The organism is Bacillus andreraoultii, assembly GCF_001244735.1.
Classification (GTDB): domain Bacteria; phylum Bacillota; class Bacilli; order Bacillales; family Caldibacillaceae; genus Caldifermentibacillus; species Caldifermentibacillus andreraoultii.
In genome coordinates this window covers 1983893-2001501 of sequence record NZ_LN868937.1, presented here as the reverse complement: position 1 = coordinate 2001501, position 17609 = coordinate 1983893, and the positions used below count along the sequence as shown (strand labels likewise).

The window sequence follows — 17609 nt, the reverse complement described above, 5'->3', positions numbered from 1 at the left end:
ATGTACGAATGGAAAAATTGATCCAAGAATTACAGGCAAAAAAAGAGACTCACCTATTTGGCGGTGGAGAGGAAAAACAAAACCGATTACATGATCAAGGATTATATACAGCAAGGGAAAGAATTGATAAGCTCATTGACCCTGGATCGTTTCTTGAAGTTGGTTTACTTGCTCATTCAGATCAAGAAGGTAGTGAAAGTAAAAGTGCGACTGATGGCATTATTACCGGATTGGCCAAGATTAACGGCAGAAAAGTCGTATTACAGGCATCAGACAAAACTGTTTTCGCGGGAACAGAAGGAATGGTTTATTTTCGTAAGTCAAAAGCAATTCACGATTATGCTTGTAAGAGAGGATTCCCTTTACTCAACTTAATGGAAGGTGGAGGGCTACGAATGCCTGATGGAATGGGCTCTGATGGAATAAGTCAACTGTTATTTCCGGATGAGTTATTGTTGCATAATCGAAGAATACCAATGATTACGGGTATTTTTGGAGATAGTTTTGGTGGACCTACATGGACGGCAGTTTCTTCCGACTTCGTAACTCAAGTAAAAGGTACATCGATGGCAGTAGCTGGACCAAGGATGTTAGAAGTCGCTACGGGAGAAAAAATATCAAATAATGAATTAGGTGGTTGGGAAATCCATGCAAATCATACAGGCCAAGTAGATTGTTTTGCTGAAAATGAGGACATGAATATTCATCATCTGAAACAATTTTTATCATACATGCCAGATAATGGCAATGAGGAACCTCCATTTAAGGAAACAAAGGATAATCCGTATCGAAAAATTAGTGAATTAATCGATATAGTCCCAACAAGAAGGCAACGGGCCTATGATATGAAAAAGGTTATCCGACTGATTGTTGATGATGGTGAATTATTCGAGATAAAAGAATTATATGGAACAGCATTAATTACTGTCCTTGCTCGAATTAATGGTAGAGTAGTCGGAATTTTAGCGAACCAACCATTGAAATTTGCCGGAGCAGCCGGACCGAAAGAATGTGAGAAGGCTACGGAATTTATTTGTTTATGTGATTCTTACAATATACCGATGATATTTTTACATGACACACCAGGATTTCGTGTTTCTAGTGATGCTGAAAAACTAAAAATGCCTACAAAAATTATGGTTTGGAATCAAGCTTTAGCACAATCGACTGTGCCGAAAATATCAATTATTATTCGAAAAAGCATTGGTGCTGCTTTCGGAAATATGTGTGGACCAACGATGGGGGCTGATTTTGTTGTTGCGTGGCCGACAGCGGAAATGAATTTTACTGGACCAGAAGTTGGAATTAATGTTGTATATGGTCGTAAATTACAACTATCGGAAAATCCGCAAGAAGAAAGACAAGAGTTATTGAAATCTTGGAGTTTTGACAGTTCGCCTTATAAAGCTGCAGGTAAGTTTTTAATCGATGATGTGATTGATCCGCGCGATACGAGAAAATTTTTAGCACAAACAGTAGAGTATGCATGTGCTAAAAATGGGGCTAAAAGCAAAAGAAATCTAGCAAACTGGCCTACGGGTTACTAATAGATAATTGGGAGGAATTTATATGCGTAGTTGGAAAGTAACAAAACTTGGTGAACCAAATGACGTGTTAGAGCTACAAGAAGTTGCCATACCTAAAGTAGAACCTAGTCATGTACTTATTAAAGTTGAAGCGGCTTCACTCAATTTTTTTGATATTCTTCTTTGTCAAGGTAAATATCAAGAAAAACCACCACTACCTTTCACACCGGGTTCAGAAATTTCAGGTGTGATTCAAGAAGTTGGAGAAGGTTGCCAATTGCAAGTCGGGAAGCGAGTACTTGCAACACCACAATTACCAAATGGGGGGTTATCCGAGTATGTTGTCGTTCATGAAAATTCTGTGTATGAAGTGTCAAGTGCAATTTCACCAGGAGAAGCTGCAGGAATGTTTATTACCTATCAAACTACGTATTATGCACTGTACCATCGCGCCAATTTAAAAAGAGGTGAAGTCATCCTCGTTCACGCTGGTGCAGGTGGAGTTGGCTCAGCAGCAATTCAGCTCGGTAAAGCGATTGGTGCGAAAGTAATTGCTACAGCAGGTGGGCCGGATAAAGTAAAGATTTGTAAAGATTTAGGCGCAGATATCGCCATTGATTATACAAAAGACGACTTTGTTTCCATTGTCAAAAGTGAAACAAACGGTCGTGGGGCAGACGTCATCTATGATCCTGTAGGTGGAGATGTGTTTGATAAATCTCGTAAATGTATTGCATTTGATGGACGGATTCTTGTTATTGGCTTTGCAGGAGGAAGAATCTCTGAAGCACCGGTTAATCATGCATTAGTAAAAAATTACTCAATCGTTGGTGTTCATTGGGGGTTATTCGCTCGACTTTATCCAGGGAAGGTTGTAGAAATACACAAAGAACTAATGAATCTTTATGAACAAGACGCAATACGGCCACTTATTTACCGTGAATTCGATCTTGAGGAAGTACCTCAAGCGCTTGAGATATTAGCTGACCGGAAAACATATGGAAAATTAATTGTAAAGTTTTAAATTTGTTTGGATTTTTATAAGAAAGGATGATTACATGCGATTAGAAAATAAGGTAGCTATCATCACAGGTGGTGGGGGTGGAATTGGGCGAGCAACTGCCCTCCGTTTTGCAAAAGAAGGTGCCCAAGTAGTGGTGTCAGATCTCCAGGAAGAAAAGGGTGTAGAAACGGTTCATTTAATAAAAGAAACAGGAGGAGATGGACTCTTTATTAAGACGGATATGACGAATCCTACAGAGGTTGAAGCACTGATTGAAGAGACGATCAAAGCTTATGAAAAAATTCATATACTTTTCAATAACGCGGGGGTCAGTAGTCTCGAGAAGAAATTACCAAATGTTTCGTTAGAGGAATGGCAGAAAGTCGTTGATATTAATATGACAGGTGTTTTTTTAGGGATGAAGTATGTTTTACCGAAAATACAAAAAGGTGGGTCTATTATTAATACAGCAAGTATTGCTGGTATTAAAGGTCAAAAATTAGTCGCTGCTTATTCTGCTTCAAAAGCGAGTGTCATTGCATTAACGAAAACTGCCGCAACAGAATATGGACGAAAAAATATTCGCGTCAATGCTATCGCCCCAGGCATTATTGACACTGAAATGGTAACAGACTGGAAAAAAACAGATAAATGGCCCATTCTCTCAACAGCAAACGCATTAAGAAGAATTGGTAAACCAAACGAAGTAGCCAATGCGGTTCTGTTTCTTGCCTCAGATGAATCTTCTTTTATTACAGGAGAAACAATCATTATTGATGGTGGGACTTTAAATATATAACAACTTCTAATGGATTTATGAGATAAGTTATGGGTCTTGTTATCATTATAAGAAAAATTTCTTATTAATGAGAAGCCCCGTGTTTTGAAATATTTAAGATTGTTCTTATAAAAGTAAGGGAGGAAGTTTTGTGGAAATCGTAAGCGTTATCGGAGTTGTCGTCGCCCTTACATTATTAATTATACTAGCTTTAAGAGGATTCAATCTTCTAATTATTTCATTGATTGTATCAGCCATTGTCGCATTTACAAATAATATTCAAATAAATCAAATGTTAACAGAAAGTTATATTGGTGGATTTATTAGTTTTGTTGGAAAGTACTTTTTAATCTTCCTTTTTGGGGCTATTTTTGGAAAAATCATGGAAGACAGTGGTGCTGCAACAAGTATTGCAAGGGGTATTCTTAAAGTTACAGGAAGTAAGAGTCGGATTTCTGTTATTATCGCAATTATGTTAATAACAGCGGCGTTAACGTATGGTGGTGTAAGTTTGTTTGTCGTTGTATTTGCTGTTATGCCCATTGCAAGGCCTATTTTTAAAGAAATGAATATACCATGGCCAATCTTTGTTGGAGCGTCTTTTTTAGGATCCGGAACTTTTACAATGACGATGTTACCTGGATCACCACAGATACAAAATCTAATTCCAATAAATTATTTAGGAACAACTGCAACAGCTGCGCCAATTGTAGGAATCGTAGCTACAATCGTCGTTATCCCATTTGGTCTCTGGTGGTTATATCGAGAAGATAAAAAATATCAAGCTAAAAACCTAGGTTATGAAGAAACGAAAGGAATTGTTACTCAACTAAGTGAGGGGAATAATAGAATTCCGCATTTTTTATTAAGCATTATCCCTTCTGCAACACTATTACTCTTTTTAAATGTCATTAAATTTAGTATTGAAGTTTCATTAGCTTTAGCTGTAATTATTGCGGGTGTTTTATTCTTTAAGTTTCTAAAAGAGCCTATGAAAACATTTAATACTGGGGCGATGAATGTCGCATCACCGATATTAAATACAAGTGCGGTTGTTGGGTTTGGAAGTGTCGTTGCCGCGACAAATGGTTTTGAAATTATGAAAACAGCTATATTAGATATACCTGGAAATCCATTAATTTCATTAGCCATTGCAACGAATATTATTGTTGGAATCACTGGATCTGCATCTGGGGGCTTAGGTATTGCGATGGAAGCGTTAGGGGAGCATTATGCAAATCTAGTAAATCCTGAAGTTCTTCATCGTATCGCAGCAATCAGTTCGGGTGGGTTAGATTCACTACCTCATAATGGTGCCGTTGTAACTGGACTAACAGTAGCGGGGTTAACGCATAAAGAAGGGTATCGACCTGTATTTTGGATCTGTTGTGTTGCACCATTAATTGCTCTTATTTTTGCGATATTCGCTGCATTCTTAATTTACGGTTGATTTATTAGAATAAAGGGGATGAGCATGATGACGGTAAAAGAGGGAGAATTACTTTGGCTGCCATTGAAAGAAGTGATAGAAGAAGCTTTGATTACAAATTATATGAATTGGTTAAATGAAAGGGGGCTTTATCAACCAAAGACTTATAGTGATTTATGGGAATGGTCAGTGACAAACATCGAGGGATTTTGGACTTCAATTTGGGATTATTTCCAGGTTAAATCCTATACGCCTTATGAAGCTGTTTTAAACGAATGGCAGATGCCGAATGCTGAGTGGTTTCCTGGAGCAACCTTAAATTACGCTGAACATATTTTAAGAAATGCTAAGGAAGGAAAAACGGCAATTTATTATAAGTCCGAAAATAAACCATTAAGTGAAATGAAATGGGATGAGTTAATTCAAAAGGTTTCTTCTGTAGCTGCTCACTTGAGAGAAACAGGGGTAACGGCTGGAGATCGTGTTGTGGCCTACATGCCGAATATACCAGAAACTATTATTTCATTTCTTGCTACAGCAAGTATCGGTGCTGTTTGGGCTAGCTGTTCCCCAGAATTCGGTATTAGAAGTACTCTGGGAAGATTTAAACAGATAGAACCTAAAATATTAATAACAGTTGATAGTTACCGCTACAATGGTCAATCATTCAATCGACTCGATACAGTGGAAAAAATAGTTAAAAGCATTCCAAGTATTGAACAGACCATTATCGTTCCTTATTTAGATGATACACCTACTATTAACCAGTTATCAAATGTGACAAGATGGAATGAAATTCTTAAGTTTTCGGGTGAATTAACGTTTGAGCCTGTTCCATTTAATCATCCATTATGGATTTTATATTCCTCAGGTACGACAGGATTACCGAAAGCGATTGTTCAAGGTCATGGTGGAATCCTCTTATCCCATTTCTCCTTGAACTTACAGTCAAATATTACCGAGGAGGATCGTTTCTTTTGGTATACAACGACGGGATGGATGATGTGGAATATCGTTGTTGCGTCCATGCTTACAGGTGCATCCGCCATTTTATATGATGGGAGTCCCGCTTACCCGGATTTAGGTGTGTTGTGGCGATTAGCAGAAGAAACAAAAATGACTTCGTTCGGAACAAGTCCGCCATATATTTTAAATTGTATGAAGCAAGGCTTGGAACCAGGAAAAGAATATGATTTAACTCATCTGAAAACATTTGCTTATACTGGCTCACCTCTTTCACCAGAAGGTTTCAAGTGGGTGTATGATTTTGTAAAAGAAGATGTTCGTATTGCTCCAAGTAGTGGAGGAACAGATATTTGTGCCGGGATTGTTGGATCAACACCAATTTTACCGGTTTATGCAGGTGAGATTCCATGTAAATGTTTAGGTGTTGCAGTTTATTCTTATGATGAAGATGGAAAATCATTGATTGATGAAATAGGTGAACTGGTTATTACACAACCATTTCCATCAATGCCCATTTTTTTCTGGAATGATTTGAATAAGGAAAGATATAAGGAAAGTTATTTTGACTTATGGCCAAATATTTGGAAACATGGAGATTTAATAAAATTTACAGAGAGGGATACGGCCGTCATTTATGGACGTAGTGATGCTACAATAAATCGCTTTGGTGTTCGTAGCGGTTCTAGTGAAATTTATAATGCCGTTGAATCTATTCCAGAAATTCTTGATAGTTTGGTTATCGATTTAAGTGGTTATGGTTATCGAAATTATATGCCGTTGTTTGTCGTACTTCGTGAAGGTCTCTCCTTAACCGATTCAATAATAAAGGAGATTAATAGAAAAATTCGAGAAGAAGTTTCACCACGCCATATACCAGATGAAATTTTTGTCATAAAAGAAGTACCGAGAACATTAACTGGTAAAAAGATGGAAATACCAGTTAAAAAAATATTACTTGGTATGCCAATTGAAAAAGCGGCGAGTAAAGATGCAATGAGTAACCCGGAGTCTTTAAATTACTTTATCGAACTAGAAAAGTCTAATTCTTTCAAGCGTGGGGAATGGAAAGAAGGGAGATAAAAATTATGCATGAAAATGAAGTTTATGTCCGCTTTAGTGAAACGGATGCTGCTGGACATGTAAACAATACAAGTTATTTTTTATACTTAGAAGAAGCACGAACAAAATTTTTTAATGAACTCGGGTATCGAAATGAAGAGTCGATTGCTCGAGTAAATTTGATTTTAGCTTCAACAAAGTGCGATTATGTTGCACAAGCCTATGCTGGTCAAATATTAAAAGTAGCAACTGAGGTTATTCATATTGGTAATAAAAGTTTTACAGTAAATCATGTTATTACCGTTCGTGATACGGGTGAGGTCATTGCACGTGCCACAGCGACTCTAGTAAGTTTTGATTACGTAGAACAACGCACGATTCCAATTCCTAATGAAGTGCGTGCAAATTTGGAACATTTTTTAATAACGCAATAAAGAAAACTAAAAGCCATTAGGCGGAACGAGAGCAGTAAATCGCCGAAAAAACTAATTCGACTTGCGGAGGTACAGCTGCAGAAGCCTTTCTCATTATCCAAAAAAAGAAGAATAGGGGTATAGTGATGGAAAATGTAAATCGTCAAATCGTTTTAGCAAGTAGACCGGTTGGAATGCCAACGAGAGAAAATTTTAAGTTTGTGAATCGTTCAATTCCAGAAATAGGCCAAGGGGAAGTGTTAGTCCGTACGATTTATCTTTCAGTAGACCCGTATATGCGCGGGAGAATGACGGGGATAAAAACGTATATTGATCCGTTTGAAGTTAATAAAGTGTTAAGTGGTGGTGTTATCGGGAAAATCGTTGAGTCAAAAAATGAAAACTTCCAAATTGGTGATATAGTCGAAGGTCAGTTGAATTGGTCTGATTATTCTGTATCAAATGGTCGCCATCTTCGTAAGGTTGATCCAGATTTAGCACCGATTTCGACTGCTCTTGGAGTCATTGGTATGCCAGGCCTTACCGCTTACTTTGGTTTACTAGATATTGGCAAACCAAAAGAAGGAGAAACCGTTGTTGTCTCAGGAGCAGCAGGTGCTGTTGGATCGGTCGTTGGTCAAATTGCAAAGATAAAAGGATGTCGCGTAGTCGGTATTGCCGGTTCATTAGAAAAAATAGCTTATTTGAAAGAGGAATTAGGTTTTGATGCAGTGATTAATTATAGAACAGATGATATAAAACAAGCGTTAAAAGAATCATGCCCAAATGGTATTGATGTGTATTTCGATAATGTTGGCGGAGAAATATCTGATCTTGTGTTACGCCGGATGAATTTTCATTCGCGAATTGCTTTATGTGGGGATATATCGCAGTATAATAATGAAAAAATTGAATATGGTCCAAGAATCCAAAGTACGCTCGTTACGCGTAGTATATTAATGCAAGGGTTTATTGTTTCAAATTACTACAAACGTTTTAATGAAGGATATCGTGATTTAGGGAAATGGGTAAAAGAAGGAAAAATAAAATATCGAGAAACCATTGCCCATGGACTAGAAAATGCACCAGATGCATTTATTGGTCTATTCCACGGAGAAAATATTGGTAAGCAATTAGTGAAAGTTTCCGATGAGTGAACAGATTTTAAGTCCGATAGATATGCCCTCTATCGGACTATTTCACTTTATCCATTCACGATTTCTCCACCATTAATATGTAGAACTTGACCAGTCATATAAGAAGAGTCATCACTTGCTAAGTATACGTAAGCAGGAGCAAGTTCATAAGGTTCTCCAGCCCTTTTCATTGGAGTTGTGGAACCAAATGTTGCGACTTGATCACTTGTAAAAGTTGAAGGAATGAGTGGTGTCCAAATCGGGCCAGGAGCAACCGCATTCACTCGAACCCCTTGTTTTACTAAAGAAGCAGAAAGAGACCTCGTAAATGATACTATCGCACCTTTTGTTGCCGAGTAATCAATTAATATTGGATTTCCTTTATAGGCCGTCACACTTGTCGTATTGATAACTGTGCCTCCTTTATCTAAATGAGGTAGTGAAGCTTTCGTCATGTAGAAATACGAAAATATATTTGTACGAAAAGTTCGTTCCAGTTGTTCTTCTGATATGTCGAGAAAATTATTTTGCGGATGTTGTTCTGCAGCATTGTTCACAAGAATATGTAAAGACCCAAATGTCTTTATTGTTTGTTTTACAATTTCTTCACAATGAGATTGATCCCCGATATCCCCAGATATTAGTAGACATTTGCCACCAAGCTCTGTTATTTGTTTCTTTGTCTCATTTGCATCTTCATGCTCATTTAAGTAGGAGATGACGACATTTGCTCCTTCTTTCGCAAAATGAATGGCAACAGCGCGACCAATTCCAGAGTCTCCACCAGTAATAATCGCTATTTTTCCATCCAATTTTCCACAAGCCTTATCGTTTTCAACTATCGATTTTGGTTCCGGATTCATTAATTTTTGAATACCAGGTGTAGAGTTTTGTTCTTGCGGTGGAAATAACTGTTTTTTGCTTTGATTTTCCATACTGTTTCCCCCTCATATAATTGAAATTTGAAAGCTTCAGTTTCCTATGTTAGTTTCTTCATTTACAGTAAGAAAAATGTATAAGTTTGTTAAGTTAGGCAAACTTATCAATGAGGAGGTGGAATAAATGTCAAAAAAAGTTGGTGTCGAAGCTTCATTAACAGATGTAAGAGATGCTTTAATGGAAAAAGGATATGATGTTGTTGAATTAAAAAGTGAAAATGATGCATCAGGCTTAGATTGCTGTATTGTAACAGGGTTAGATTCCAATATGATGGGTGTTCATGACACGGTAACACAAGGACCTGTTATCGAAGCAAGCGGATTAACAGCTGAAGAAATTTGTCAGCAAGTTGAAAGCAAATTAAGTTAAATGTAGAGGGGTGAAAGTAGCCCCTTTTTCTATAAAATAAATTTTTATAATATTAATTTTTTACAAAATTATTATGGAAAGCGTTTACAAAATAGACGAGTTGATTTAAAATAGAACTCAATAACACATGTTAAAACATTCAATGTTTATTACTTGTGTTTCCTCCATCATTTTCGGTCTGCACTTTGTGTGGATCTTACCAGTTCATCATGACGGCAACATATTTACCTGTCATATATGAACTGGTCTTTTTATTTAGAATTTTCATTTCAATCCTAACATAAGTTGTAAAGAAAGAAATTTTTACTTTGCTTTATATGGAATTTTATCCACTCTTGGGATCTACATAAAAAAACTCAGGGACGCTACAGCTTTAGGCAACCAAAGAGAATAGAGTTCACTTGATGAGAATGAGAGTTTTTCGGCTTTAATGCAGCTGCGTACGCCTTCCTTGTGCGCTTATGTATATAGGAGAGTAGAAATTGGAAAATTTATACTCTCCTATTAGCTAACATAAATGAAGTACCTTATTTTTAGGGGGGGAAGAATGTGGACTTTGAATTTTCTGAGGAACAAATTTTATTAAGAAATACCGTTCGCAATTTTGTAGATAAAGAGATTATCCCATATATGCGGGATTGGGATCGACTAGGTGAATTCCCCCGTAGTCTTTTTACAAGATTACGTGATTTAGGTTTAATGGGGGTTTGTATTCCTAAAAAGTATGGTGGCATTGGAATGGACTATAATTCCCTTGCTATCGTATGTGAGGAATTGGAAAGAGGTGATACTGCATTTCGAACTGCTGTTTCTGTTCATACAGGATTGAATAGTTTAACTTTATTGCAATGGGGGACCGAAGAACAAAAGGAAAAATATTTAGTGCCACAAGCAAACGGAGAGAAAATTGGTGCTTACGGATTGACGGAACCAGGAGCTGGCTCTGATGTTGCATCTATGGGAACGACGGCCGTAAAACAAGGTGACTATTATATTTTAAATGGTCAAAAAACGTGGATCTCCCTTTGCGATATTGCTGATCATTTCCTCGTTTTTGCTTATACAGATAAGTCAAAAAAACATCATGGAATTTCTTGTTTCATTGTTGAACGAACGTGGGAAGGATTTTCATCAAAAGCAATAAAAGGAAAACTAGGAATCCGCTCTGGTAATACGGGTGAATTGTTTTTTGATCATGTAAAAATACCGAAAGAAAATTTACTTGGTCAAGAAGGAGAAGGTTTTAAAATTGCGATGTCTGCATTAGACAATGGACGTTTTACTGTTGCGGCAGGGGCAGTTGGGCAAATAATGGCTTGTCTTGAGGCAAGTGTGAAATATTGTCATGAACGGGAAACATTTGGAAAACCAATTGGCAAACACCAACTTGTCCAGCAAATGATTGCCAATATGGAAGCAGGACTGGAAATGAGTCGTCTATTAGTTTACCGCGCTGGTGAATTAAAAAACCAAGGGAAAAGAAACACGAGAGAAACTTCACTTGCAAAATGGCAAGCATGTGGTTTTGCGAATAAAGCTGCTGATGATGCAGTGCAAATACACGGTGCGTATGGGTATTCAGATGAATATCCGGTGGAGCGGTTCTTACGTAATTCTAAAGCACCAGTAATTTATGAAGGAACAAGAGAAATTCATACTGTAATGCAAGCTGAATATGTATTAGGGTATCGAAAGGATAAACCGTTAAGTAAAACACTCCCACCTTGGGAAGGATTGGAAAAATGATAAGTTGATGTTTTCCTATTAAGGGTGGTTTATAGACATTTATGACAGATAGCCACCCTAAACTTTTATATTCCTCTTTTCTATCTGATATTGTTTTTACACCACTTAAACTTCAGTAATATACAATTCACTATTGATTAATAATTCACTCTCTTTATCACACCACAATTGCCACTTTTTTATTTAGCAAAATTAATTAGTAGGTCATTTTTTACAACATGATAGGAGGTATACCATTGGCAGATTACTTTTTAAATATTCATCAATTAAAAAATTATATTGACGGGAAATGGATTGAAGGGAAACAATTTATTCCTGTTATCAACCCAGCAACTGGTAAAAAAATTGTTAACGTTCCGCTTTCTAGTGAAGAAACGGTAGATTATGCGGTTTCGAGTGCAAAAAGAGCACAGAAAGATTGGGCACTTGTCCCTGCACCAAAACGGGCAGAAATCATATATGATGTTGGAACATTATTAAAAGAACGAAAGGAAACGTTAGCAAGGCTTTTAACAATGGAAAATGGAAAAATTTTAGAGGAAGCAAGAGGAGAAGTTCAAGAAGGAATTGATATGGCCTTTTATATGGCAGGAGAAGGAAGAAGATTGTTTGGACAAACGACACCTGCTGAATTAAAAGATAAATTTGCAATGAGTATGCGTGTGCCTGTTGGCGTTGTTGGCATCATCACGCCATGGAATTTTCCAATTGCCATTGCAACATGGAAGGCTTTTCCCGCGATTGTTGCTGGTAACGCCGTTGTTTGGAAACCTGCGACAGAAACACCAATGATGGCTTATGAATTAGCGAAAATCTTTGAAGAAGCTGGTTTGCCACCCGGTGTTTTCAATGTTGTTCATGGCTCTGGAGCGGTTGTTGGACAGCGATTCGTTCATCATCCCGATATCCGAGTTATTTCATTTACCGGTTCTAATGAAACGGGACGGATGATTGCCGGTGAATGTGGGAAACAATTGAAAAAAGTTTCACTAGAAATGGGTGGGAAAAATGCAGTCATTGTAATGGATGACGCGGATCTCGAGCTTGCTGCAGACGGGATTATTTGGAGTGCATTTGGAACGAGTGGGCAACGTTGCACAGCTTGTAGTCGTGTGATTGTCCACGAAAATGTAAAAGAAAAATTAGAAGAACGTTTACTTGAAAAAATAGCGACATTAAGCATTGGTAATGGATTAGATGAGACTATTCGAGTTGGTCCAATCATTAACAAAGCAAGTATCGAAAAAATTAAATCTTTTATAGAAATAGGGAAAGAAGAAGGGGCAAAATTATTAACCGGTGGCTATGAATTAACTGGTGAACAGTATAAAAACGGTCATTTTTTTGCACCAACGCTCTTTACAAATGTTACTGCAAATATGCGAATTGCTCAGGAGGAAATATTTGGTCCCGTCGTTTCAATTATTTCAGTGAAAAATTTTACCGAAGCGATTGAAGTGAATAATAGTGTTACGTACGGTTTATCTAGCTCGATATTTACACATGATGTAAACCAAGTTTTTCGTGCCACTCGTGATTTAGATACCGGTATTGTTTATGTAAATGCTGGCACGACCGGTGCAGAGATTCATTTACCATTTGGTGGGACAAAAGGAACAGGGAATGGCCATCGTGATTCTGGAATTCAAGCACTCGATGTATTTACTGAATGGAGAGCTGTTTACGTGGATTATAGTGGCAAATTGCAACGAGCTCAACTTGATGTAGAATGAGACCTATTTTATCGGGATAGGAAGATAATCAACCTTTTTCACAACGTAGAGAGGAGTGACTTCAGTGAGAATTGGGGTATTAGGTTCTGGATTAATGGGGAAAGAAGCAGCGCGTGATTTAGTTGAAAGTGAAGCTGTAGAATTCGTAGGCTTGGCTGACATTGACTTTGGTCGTGCGAAAACGGTGTGCGACCAAATCCAATCTCCGAAAATTACACCTTATCAAGTAAATGCCAGTGATGATAAACAATTAGAAAATTTTATGGGTCAATTTGATTGTGTGATTAACGCCCTTTTTTACTTATTTAACGAACAAGTAGCAAAAACAGCGATTCGCGTAGGTGTGAATTCTGTTGATTTAGGTGGACATATCGGTCATATTACAGATCGAGTTCTTGCATTAAAGAGAGAAGCAATAAAAGCAGCGGTGACAATTATTCCTGACTTAGGAGTTGCACCAGGAATGATTAATATATTATCAGGTTTTGGAGTTAGTAAACTTGATAAAGTAAAGGAGATAAAATTATATGTCGGTGGAATTCCTGTAAAACCAGAACCACCATTAGAATATAATCATGTTTTTTCAATGGAAGGTGTGCTCGATCACTATACAGACCCATCATTCATTATTCGAAATGGAAAAGTAATGGAAATACCGTCATTATCAGAAATTGAACCCATCTATTTTGAAAAGTTCGGTCCCTTAGAAGCTTTCCATACATCTGGCGGAACATCTACACTGTCTATATCGTATCCACATCTTGAAACATTAGAATATAAAACAATTCGTTATCCAGGTCATGCCGAGAAATTTAAGCTTTTGGTTGATTTAAAGTTAACAAAAAGAGACTATGAAGTAGAACTAGATGGAAAAACAATTAATCCACGAAAAGTGTTGTTAAAAGTTCTTGATCCCATCGTCGAATTGGGGGAAAAGGATGATGTCACATTATTGCGAGTTATTGTTGCAGGTGAAAAGGATGGTACGGATGTAAGGTACACTTATGAAATGGTTACGTTTAAAGATAGAGAGAAAAATATTACCGCAATGGCAAGAGCGACCGCAAAGACGATCTCTGTCGTTGCGCAATTCATTGCAAATGGAACAATTGCTAAAAAAGGAGTTTTTCCACCAGAACAAATTGTACCGGGGGAAATCTATATAAATGAAATGAAAAAACGCGGGGTAGTTATAACGGAGTCCATTCAACAATACAATTGAATCAAGATGACAAACGGGGCTACAATTTCTATTTGTTGCCCCATTAAATTTTTAGCGATTAAGAAAGTATAAGTGCACAAGGAAGGCTTCATCAGAATTGAATCAAAGCCGAAAAACTCTCTTTCTTTTTGGCGAACTCTAGTCTCTTTGGTTTCCTCAAGCTCTAGCGTCCCTGAGTTTTCTTTATTTAAAAACCTCGATGATCTCTTTTCGTTATGTAATTAATCGCCGCTTTCAAAATCGCTTTATCATTTTCAAAAGTAACGATTTCTATCGCTTTTTCTAACTCAACCCAAGCGAGATCACGAACTTCTTCTATTTGTTTCTTAACTGTTTTTGTTTGAGCAAAGCCAATGAAATAAACAACATCTTTCGTAATTCCATTCGCTGGTGAATATGTAATCGTTTCTCGAAAATTCGTATCTAATTGGACAGTTAATCCAGTTTCCTCATAGATTTCGCGAAGAGCGGTTTCTGTTTCCGTTTCATTTTGTTCGACATGTCCTTTTGGAAATGCCCAATGCCCACCGTTTTCATGGTTAACTAACAATACTTTATGTGGTTCTTTTTCCGTAAACACTATCGCTCCACAAGATTTTTCTTTTTTCATGGTTCTCATTCCTCTCTCATTTGATTCAATTATAGCAAAAGAAAAAACGTAATAGTAAGGTATATGGATTAAGTTTTCAGGACAGCCTCTTTCTTACCTCTAGTCAAGTACTTTTACAATACTTTTTAAGAATTAAATTTATGATTGGAGGAAGGGGGTACCCCCTTCCTCCAATCATAAATTTAGCGAATGCCAAAAAGACCTAACGATTTTTTGTTTTTTTCGCAAGGTCAAGTATGTTATAGTTAATTAAACCATTTACGAACAGGTGGATGCTGCTTCGTAATCATAGGTAATGTTGTGTGCAATAAGGTGAAATGCTACTTTTAAGAACTTATTCACACAAGCAATTGACGCAACTTTATGAGGCTTTCTCAGAGGTTGCGTTTTTAATTTGTCGTAATACTCCACCAGATGATTCTTTGTTTTTTGGCGTAGTGTAATCATCGTTTTAATCATAAAGAATAAAATTTTTCGTAGTTTATTGTTTCCCCTTTTATTAATCTTGTCCTTATAATGGGTATTACCTGACTGATAACGCATAATATCAATCCCCACATAGGCATTTAACTGCTTATGATTTTTAAAACGCCTGATATCACCCAACTCACCAATGATTCGAACAGCTGTTGTTTCCCCTATTCCTGGAAATGATAGAAGTACATGATATTCTGTGCGCTCATTAGAAAGCTCAACCATCTGCTTTACAAGCTGTTCTTTCCTCTCTTTTAAGTCTACGATGCGTCTTGCGTAATCTTTGACTTGTTCGCAACGTACATCATCTCTTGAGATGGCTGGATAGGAAGTTTTCGCGGCTTCAAGGAGGGCGATTCCTTTCTCTTCTGCTCGTTTTAAAGACAAATTTTTTCGTGTGTTTGCCTTTAATCGATTGCGAATGACCGTTTTTGAATGGGCTAACACTTCATCAGGATGTGGATACAATTGTACGATATTCAAAAACAGCGCAGAACGTTTCGTAAATAGCTGTTCCAATTCTGGAAAACTCAATTGAAGGATAGCGTGTAAACGGCTATATAAGTGCGTAATCTCACTGTCTAACTCATCATAGTAACGTGTGAGCCCACGCATCTGTTGGTAGTATTCATCTTCTTGATACGTCTGTTCACGTTCTACTCGAAAGTGCGATTTCGCTAGCTCATGTGCATCGCCTTTATCTGTTTTTTGGCGGCGCATCGAAGCCATTTGTAAGTTCGCTTCAAGTGGGTTAATACGGCAATATGTATAATCATAATCTTGAAAAAATCGTTCCAATGCTTTGGAATATACACCGGTTGCTTCAAAGACAATTTCAGGTGGTTGTCCATCTTGATAAGTTAGTGTTTGAAGCGTTTTATGAAGTTGTTCAAAAGAGGGACGATTATGTTCAATCTCTTTTTCTACTTCACATTGACGATACTGATTGTAAATGACCATTGTACTTTTTCCCATACTCACATCTAAGGCTACAACATGTTTCATGATTCTATTTTCTCCTTTTTAGTCAACCATAGAAGTCTTCACATTACCTTATCGATTCCATTTTCTTATACACGATCTCAAGGACCCAACATACTAAACTGATTCAAATAAGGTTGTGAAGTTGGTCTGTTTTTGATACGGACTCTTTATTGGTCCTAGAGGCTGTTCGACCTTCCTTCACTTCTACTATGAAAATAGTAGCACAAACCATGGCCTTGGTCTGTGCTACTAATGTTAGTATGTTTTTAAGACTTTTCCAATTTAAACATTTTGACAGTTTCTTTCGTCTTCTTATTCCATGAAATGACCTTCTATCATGGATAAAAATAGAAGCATAATGAAAAAAAGAAATAAAGATAACCCATCTTATCCATTAAATCCTAACCATAAATATGATAATAACATGGATTTCAATTTTGAATCATAGTCAATAGATGCCTTGAGAATTCCATGTATATTTAGGTAACATATTCCTTGAGTCGTCTGTTACAAATATTACATTGTCGTTTTGATCATAAAAATAATTAGTAGTCCAACTTGGTGTTTTTATTATTAGACGCCTTAATAACCGATTTTTCTATGAATCACTCACAATAAAGATTATAATACGGGTAAAACGTAAAGATTGGGGTTTATTGTTGTGGGATACATTGAAGATTTACGGAAAATTATTGGGAAGAGGCCGATTATTTTAGTCGGTTCTGTCGTTATACTTGTTAATAAAAAGGGAGAAATACTTCTTCAAGAAAGAAAATACCCAAAAGGATATTGGGGAATTCCTGGTGGACTTATGGAACTTGGTGAATCAACAGAAGAAACGGCAAAGAGAGAAGTATTTGAAGAAACGAATCTTATTAATGATCAGTTAAATTTTATTAACGTTTATTCTGGTTCGGAGTACTTTGTTACTGCACAAAATGGCGATGAGTTTTATATGGTAACAATTGCCTACTTTACAACTGATTTCCACGGAGAGTTAAAGGTCGATCCGACAGAATCGGTGTCCATGCAATTCTTTCATCCGGATCAGTTGCCAGATCAAATTGTTGCCAGCCATAAAGTTATTTTAAATGAATATTTAGATAAGCGATAGTGTATTGAACACATTCTTATCATCCATATATTACTAAGTCGAGATATATTAATTGACTATAATTTCTTTTGTCACTATACTTATAGATAAGTAAGAGAGTTGTTATGA

15 protein-coding genes are annotated in these 17609 nt (G+C 36.9%); 12 read left to right on the top strand and 3 right to left on the bottom strand.

Translation table 11 applies throughout. From position 1 onward, the window contains the following. Positions 1–8: 8 nt before the first annotated feature. The 7 genes from BN2144_RS14695 (at position 9) to BN2144_RS14665 (ending at position 8331) form a co-directional block, all read left to right on the top strand. Entirely contained in the window at positions 9–1547 is a 1539-nt protein-coding gene (locus BN2144_RS14695; RefSeq protein WP_033828975.1) for an acyl-CoA carboxylase subunit beta, read from the top strand. A gap of 22 nt (positions 1548–1569) precedes the next feature. After that, positions 1570–2550, top strand: a complete 981-nt coding sequence (locus BN2144_RS14690) for an NADPH:quinone oxidoreductase family protein (protein WP_033828974.1) — start codon at positions 1570–1572, stop codon at positions 2548–2550. 34 nt (positions 2551–2584) lie between these two features. Further along, positions 2585–3328, top strand: a complete 744-nt coding sequence (locus BN2144_RS14685) for an SDR family NAD(P)-dependent oxidoreductase (RefSeq protein WP_033828973.1) — start codon at positions 2585–2587, stop codon at positions 3326–3328. 130 nt (positions 3329–3458) lie between these two features. Next, positions 3459–4757: a GntP family permease gene (locus tag BN2144_RS14680; RefSeq protein WP_033828972.1), complete on the top strand. Its 1299-nt coding sequence runs from the start codon at positions 3459–3461 to the stop codon at positions 4755–4757. Positions 4758–4781: 24 nt separating this feature from the next. Further along, on the top strand, positions 4782–6782 hold the full coding sequence (locus tag BN2144_RS14675) for an acetoacetate--CoA ligase (protein ID WP_033828971.1): 2001 nt from the start codon (positions 4782–4784) through the stop codon (positions 6780–6782). A gap of 5 nt (positions 6783–6787) precedes the next feature. Beyond that, complete coding sequence (locus BN2144_RS14670; protein WP_033828970.1) at positions 6788–7195, top strand: acyl-CoA thioesterase; 408 nt, start codon at positions 6788–6790, stop codon at positions 7193–7195. Between the two features lie 125 nt (positions 7196–7320). Next, positions 7321–8331: an NADP-dependent oxidoreductase gene (locus BN2144_RS14665; protein ID WP_033828969.1), complete on the top strand. Its 1011-nt coding sequence runs from the start codon at positions 7321–7323 to the stop codon at positions 8329–8331. A 47-nt stretch (positions 8332–8378) separates the two neighbouring features. On the opposite strand, the gene BN2144_RS14660 is transcribed toward BN2144_RS14665, so the two are convergent. Next, the gene (locus BN2144_RS14660) at positions 8379–9245 is read right to left on the bottom strand and encodes an SDR family oxidoreductase (RefSeq protein WP_033828968.1); all 867 of its coding nucleotides are present in this window, start codon (positions 9243–9245) and stop codon (positions 8379–8381) included. A gap of 127 nt (positions 9246–9372) precedes the next feature. Between BN2144_RS14660 and BN2144_RS14655 the strand changes: the two genes are divergently transcribed. The 4 genes from BN2144_RS14655 (at position 9373) to BN2144_RS14640 (ending at position 14319) form a co-directional block, all read left to right on the top strand. Continuing rightward, complete coding sequence (locus tag BN2144_RS14655; RefSeq protein ID WP_033828967.1) at positions 9373–9618, top strand: YkuS family protein; 246 nt, start codon at positions 9373–9375, stop codon at positions 9616–9618. A gap of 549 nt (positions 9619–10167) precedes the next feature. Continuing rightward, the gene (locus tag BN2144_RS14650) at positions 10168–11364 is read left to right on the top strand and encodes an acyl-CoA dehydrogenase family protein (RefSeq protein WP_033828966.1); all 1197 of its coding nucleotides are present in this window, start codon (positions 10168–10170) and stop codon (positions 11362–11364) included. Positions 11365–11600: 236 nt separating this feature from the next. Next, positions 11601–13097 carry an aldehyde dehydrogenase family protein gene (locus BN2144_RS14645; protein WP_407638041.1) on the top strand — a complete coding sequence of 499 codons (1497 nt, stop codon included), beginning with the start codon at positions 11601–11603 and terminating at the stop codon, positions 13095–13097. 64 nt (positions 13098–13161) lie between these two features. Further along, complete coding sequence (locus BN2144_RS14640) at positions 13162–14319, top strand: saccharopine dehydrogenase family protein (protein ID WP_033828965.1); 1158 nt, start codon at positions 13162–13164, stop codon at positions 14317–14319. A 187-nt stretch (positions 14320–14506) separates the two neighbouring features. Here the strand turns inward: BN2144_RS14640 and BN2144_RS14635 are convergent, their stop codons facing one another. Both BN2144_RS14635 and BN2144_RS14630 read right to left on the bottom strand, forming a co-directional pair. Beyond that, positions 14507–14929 (bottom strand): bis(5'-nucleosyl)-tetraphosphatase, encoded by a 423-nt coding sequence (locus BN2144_RS14635; RefSeq protein WP_033828964.1) that lies wholly within the window; start codon positions 14927–14929, stop codon positions 14507–14509. Positions 14930–15187: 258 nt separating this feature from the next. Beyond that, positions 15188–16408, bottom strand: a complete 1221-nt coding sequence (locus BN2144_RS14630) for an IS110 family RNA-guided transposase (RefSeq protein ID WP_033826380.1) — start codon at positions 16406–16408, stop codon at positions 15188–15190. 640 nt (positions 16409–17048) lie between these two features. On the opposite strand from BN2144_RS14630, the gene BN2144_RS14625 reads away from it, so the two are divergent. Continuing rightward, positions 17049–17501, top strand: coding sequence for an NUDIX hydrolase (locus BN2144_RS14625; RefSeq protein ID WP_033828963.1), 453 nt, complete (start codon positions 17049–17051; stop codon positions 17499–17501). Positions 17502–17609 lie beyond the last annotated feature (108 nt).

Excerpts from the sequence above, each read along its gene's own strand:
- BN2144_RS14685 (WP_033828973.1), top strand. The coding sequence starts at position 2,585 with ATGCGATTAGAAAATAAGGTAGCTATCATCACAGGTGGTGGGGGTGGA.
- BN2144_RS14695 (WP_033828975.1), top strand. The coding sequence starts at position 9 with ATGGAAAAATTGATCCAAGAATTACAGGCAAAAAAAGAGACTCACCTA.
- BN2144_RS14630 (WP_033826380.1), bottom strand. The coding sequence starts at position 16,408 with ATGAAACATGTTGTAGCCTTAGATGTGAGTATGGGAAAAAGTACAATG.
- BN2144_RS14635 (WP_033828964.1), bottom strand. The coding sequence starts at position 14,929 with ATGAAAAAAGAAAAATCTTGTGGAGCGATAGTGTTTACGGAAAAAGAA.
- BN2144_RS14690 (WP_033828974.1), top strand. The coding sequence starts at position 1,570 with ATGCGTAGTTGGAAAGTAACAAAACTTGGTGAACCAAATGACGTGTTA.
- BN2144_RS14665 (WP_033828969.1), top strand. The coding sequence starts at position 7,321 with ATGGAAAATGTAAATCGTCAAATCGTTTTAGCAAGTAGACCGGTTGGA.
- BN2144_RS14675 (WP_033828971.1), top strand. The coding sequence starts at position 4,782 with ATGATGACGGTAAAAGAGGGAGAATTACTTTGGCTGCCATTGAAAGAA.
- BN2144_RS14660 (WP_033828968.1), bottom strand. The coding sequence starts at position 9,245 with ATGGAAAATCAAAGCAAAAAACAGTTATTTCCACCGCAAGAACAAAAC.
- BN2144_RS14655 (WP_033828967.1), top strand. The coding sequence starts at position 9,373 with ATGTCAAAAAAAGTTGGTGTCGAAGCTTCATTAACAGATGTAAGAGAT.
- BN2144_RS14670 (WP_033828970.1), top strand. The coding sequence starts at position 6,788 with ATGCATGAAAATGAAGTTTATGTCCGCTTTAGTGAAACGGATGCTGCT.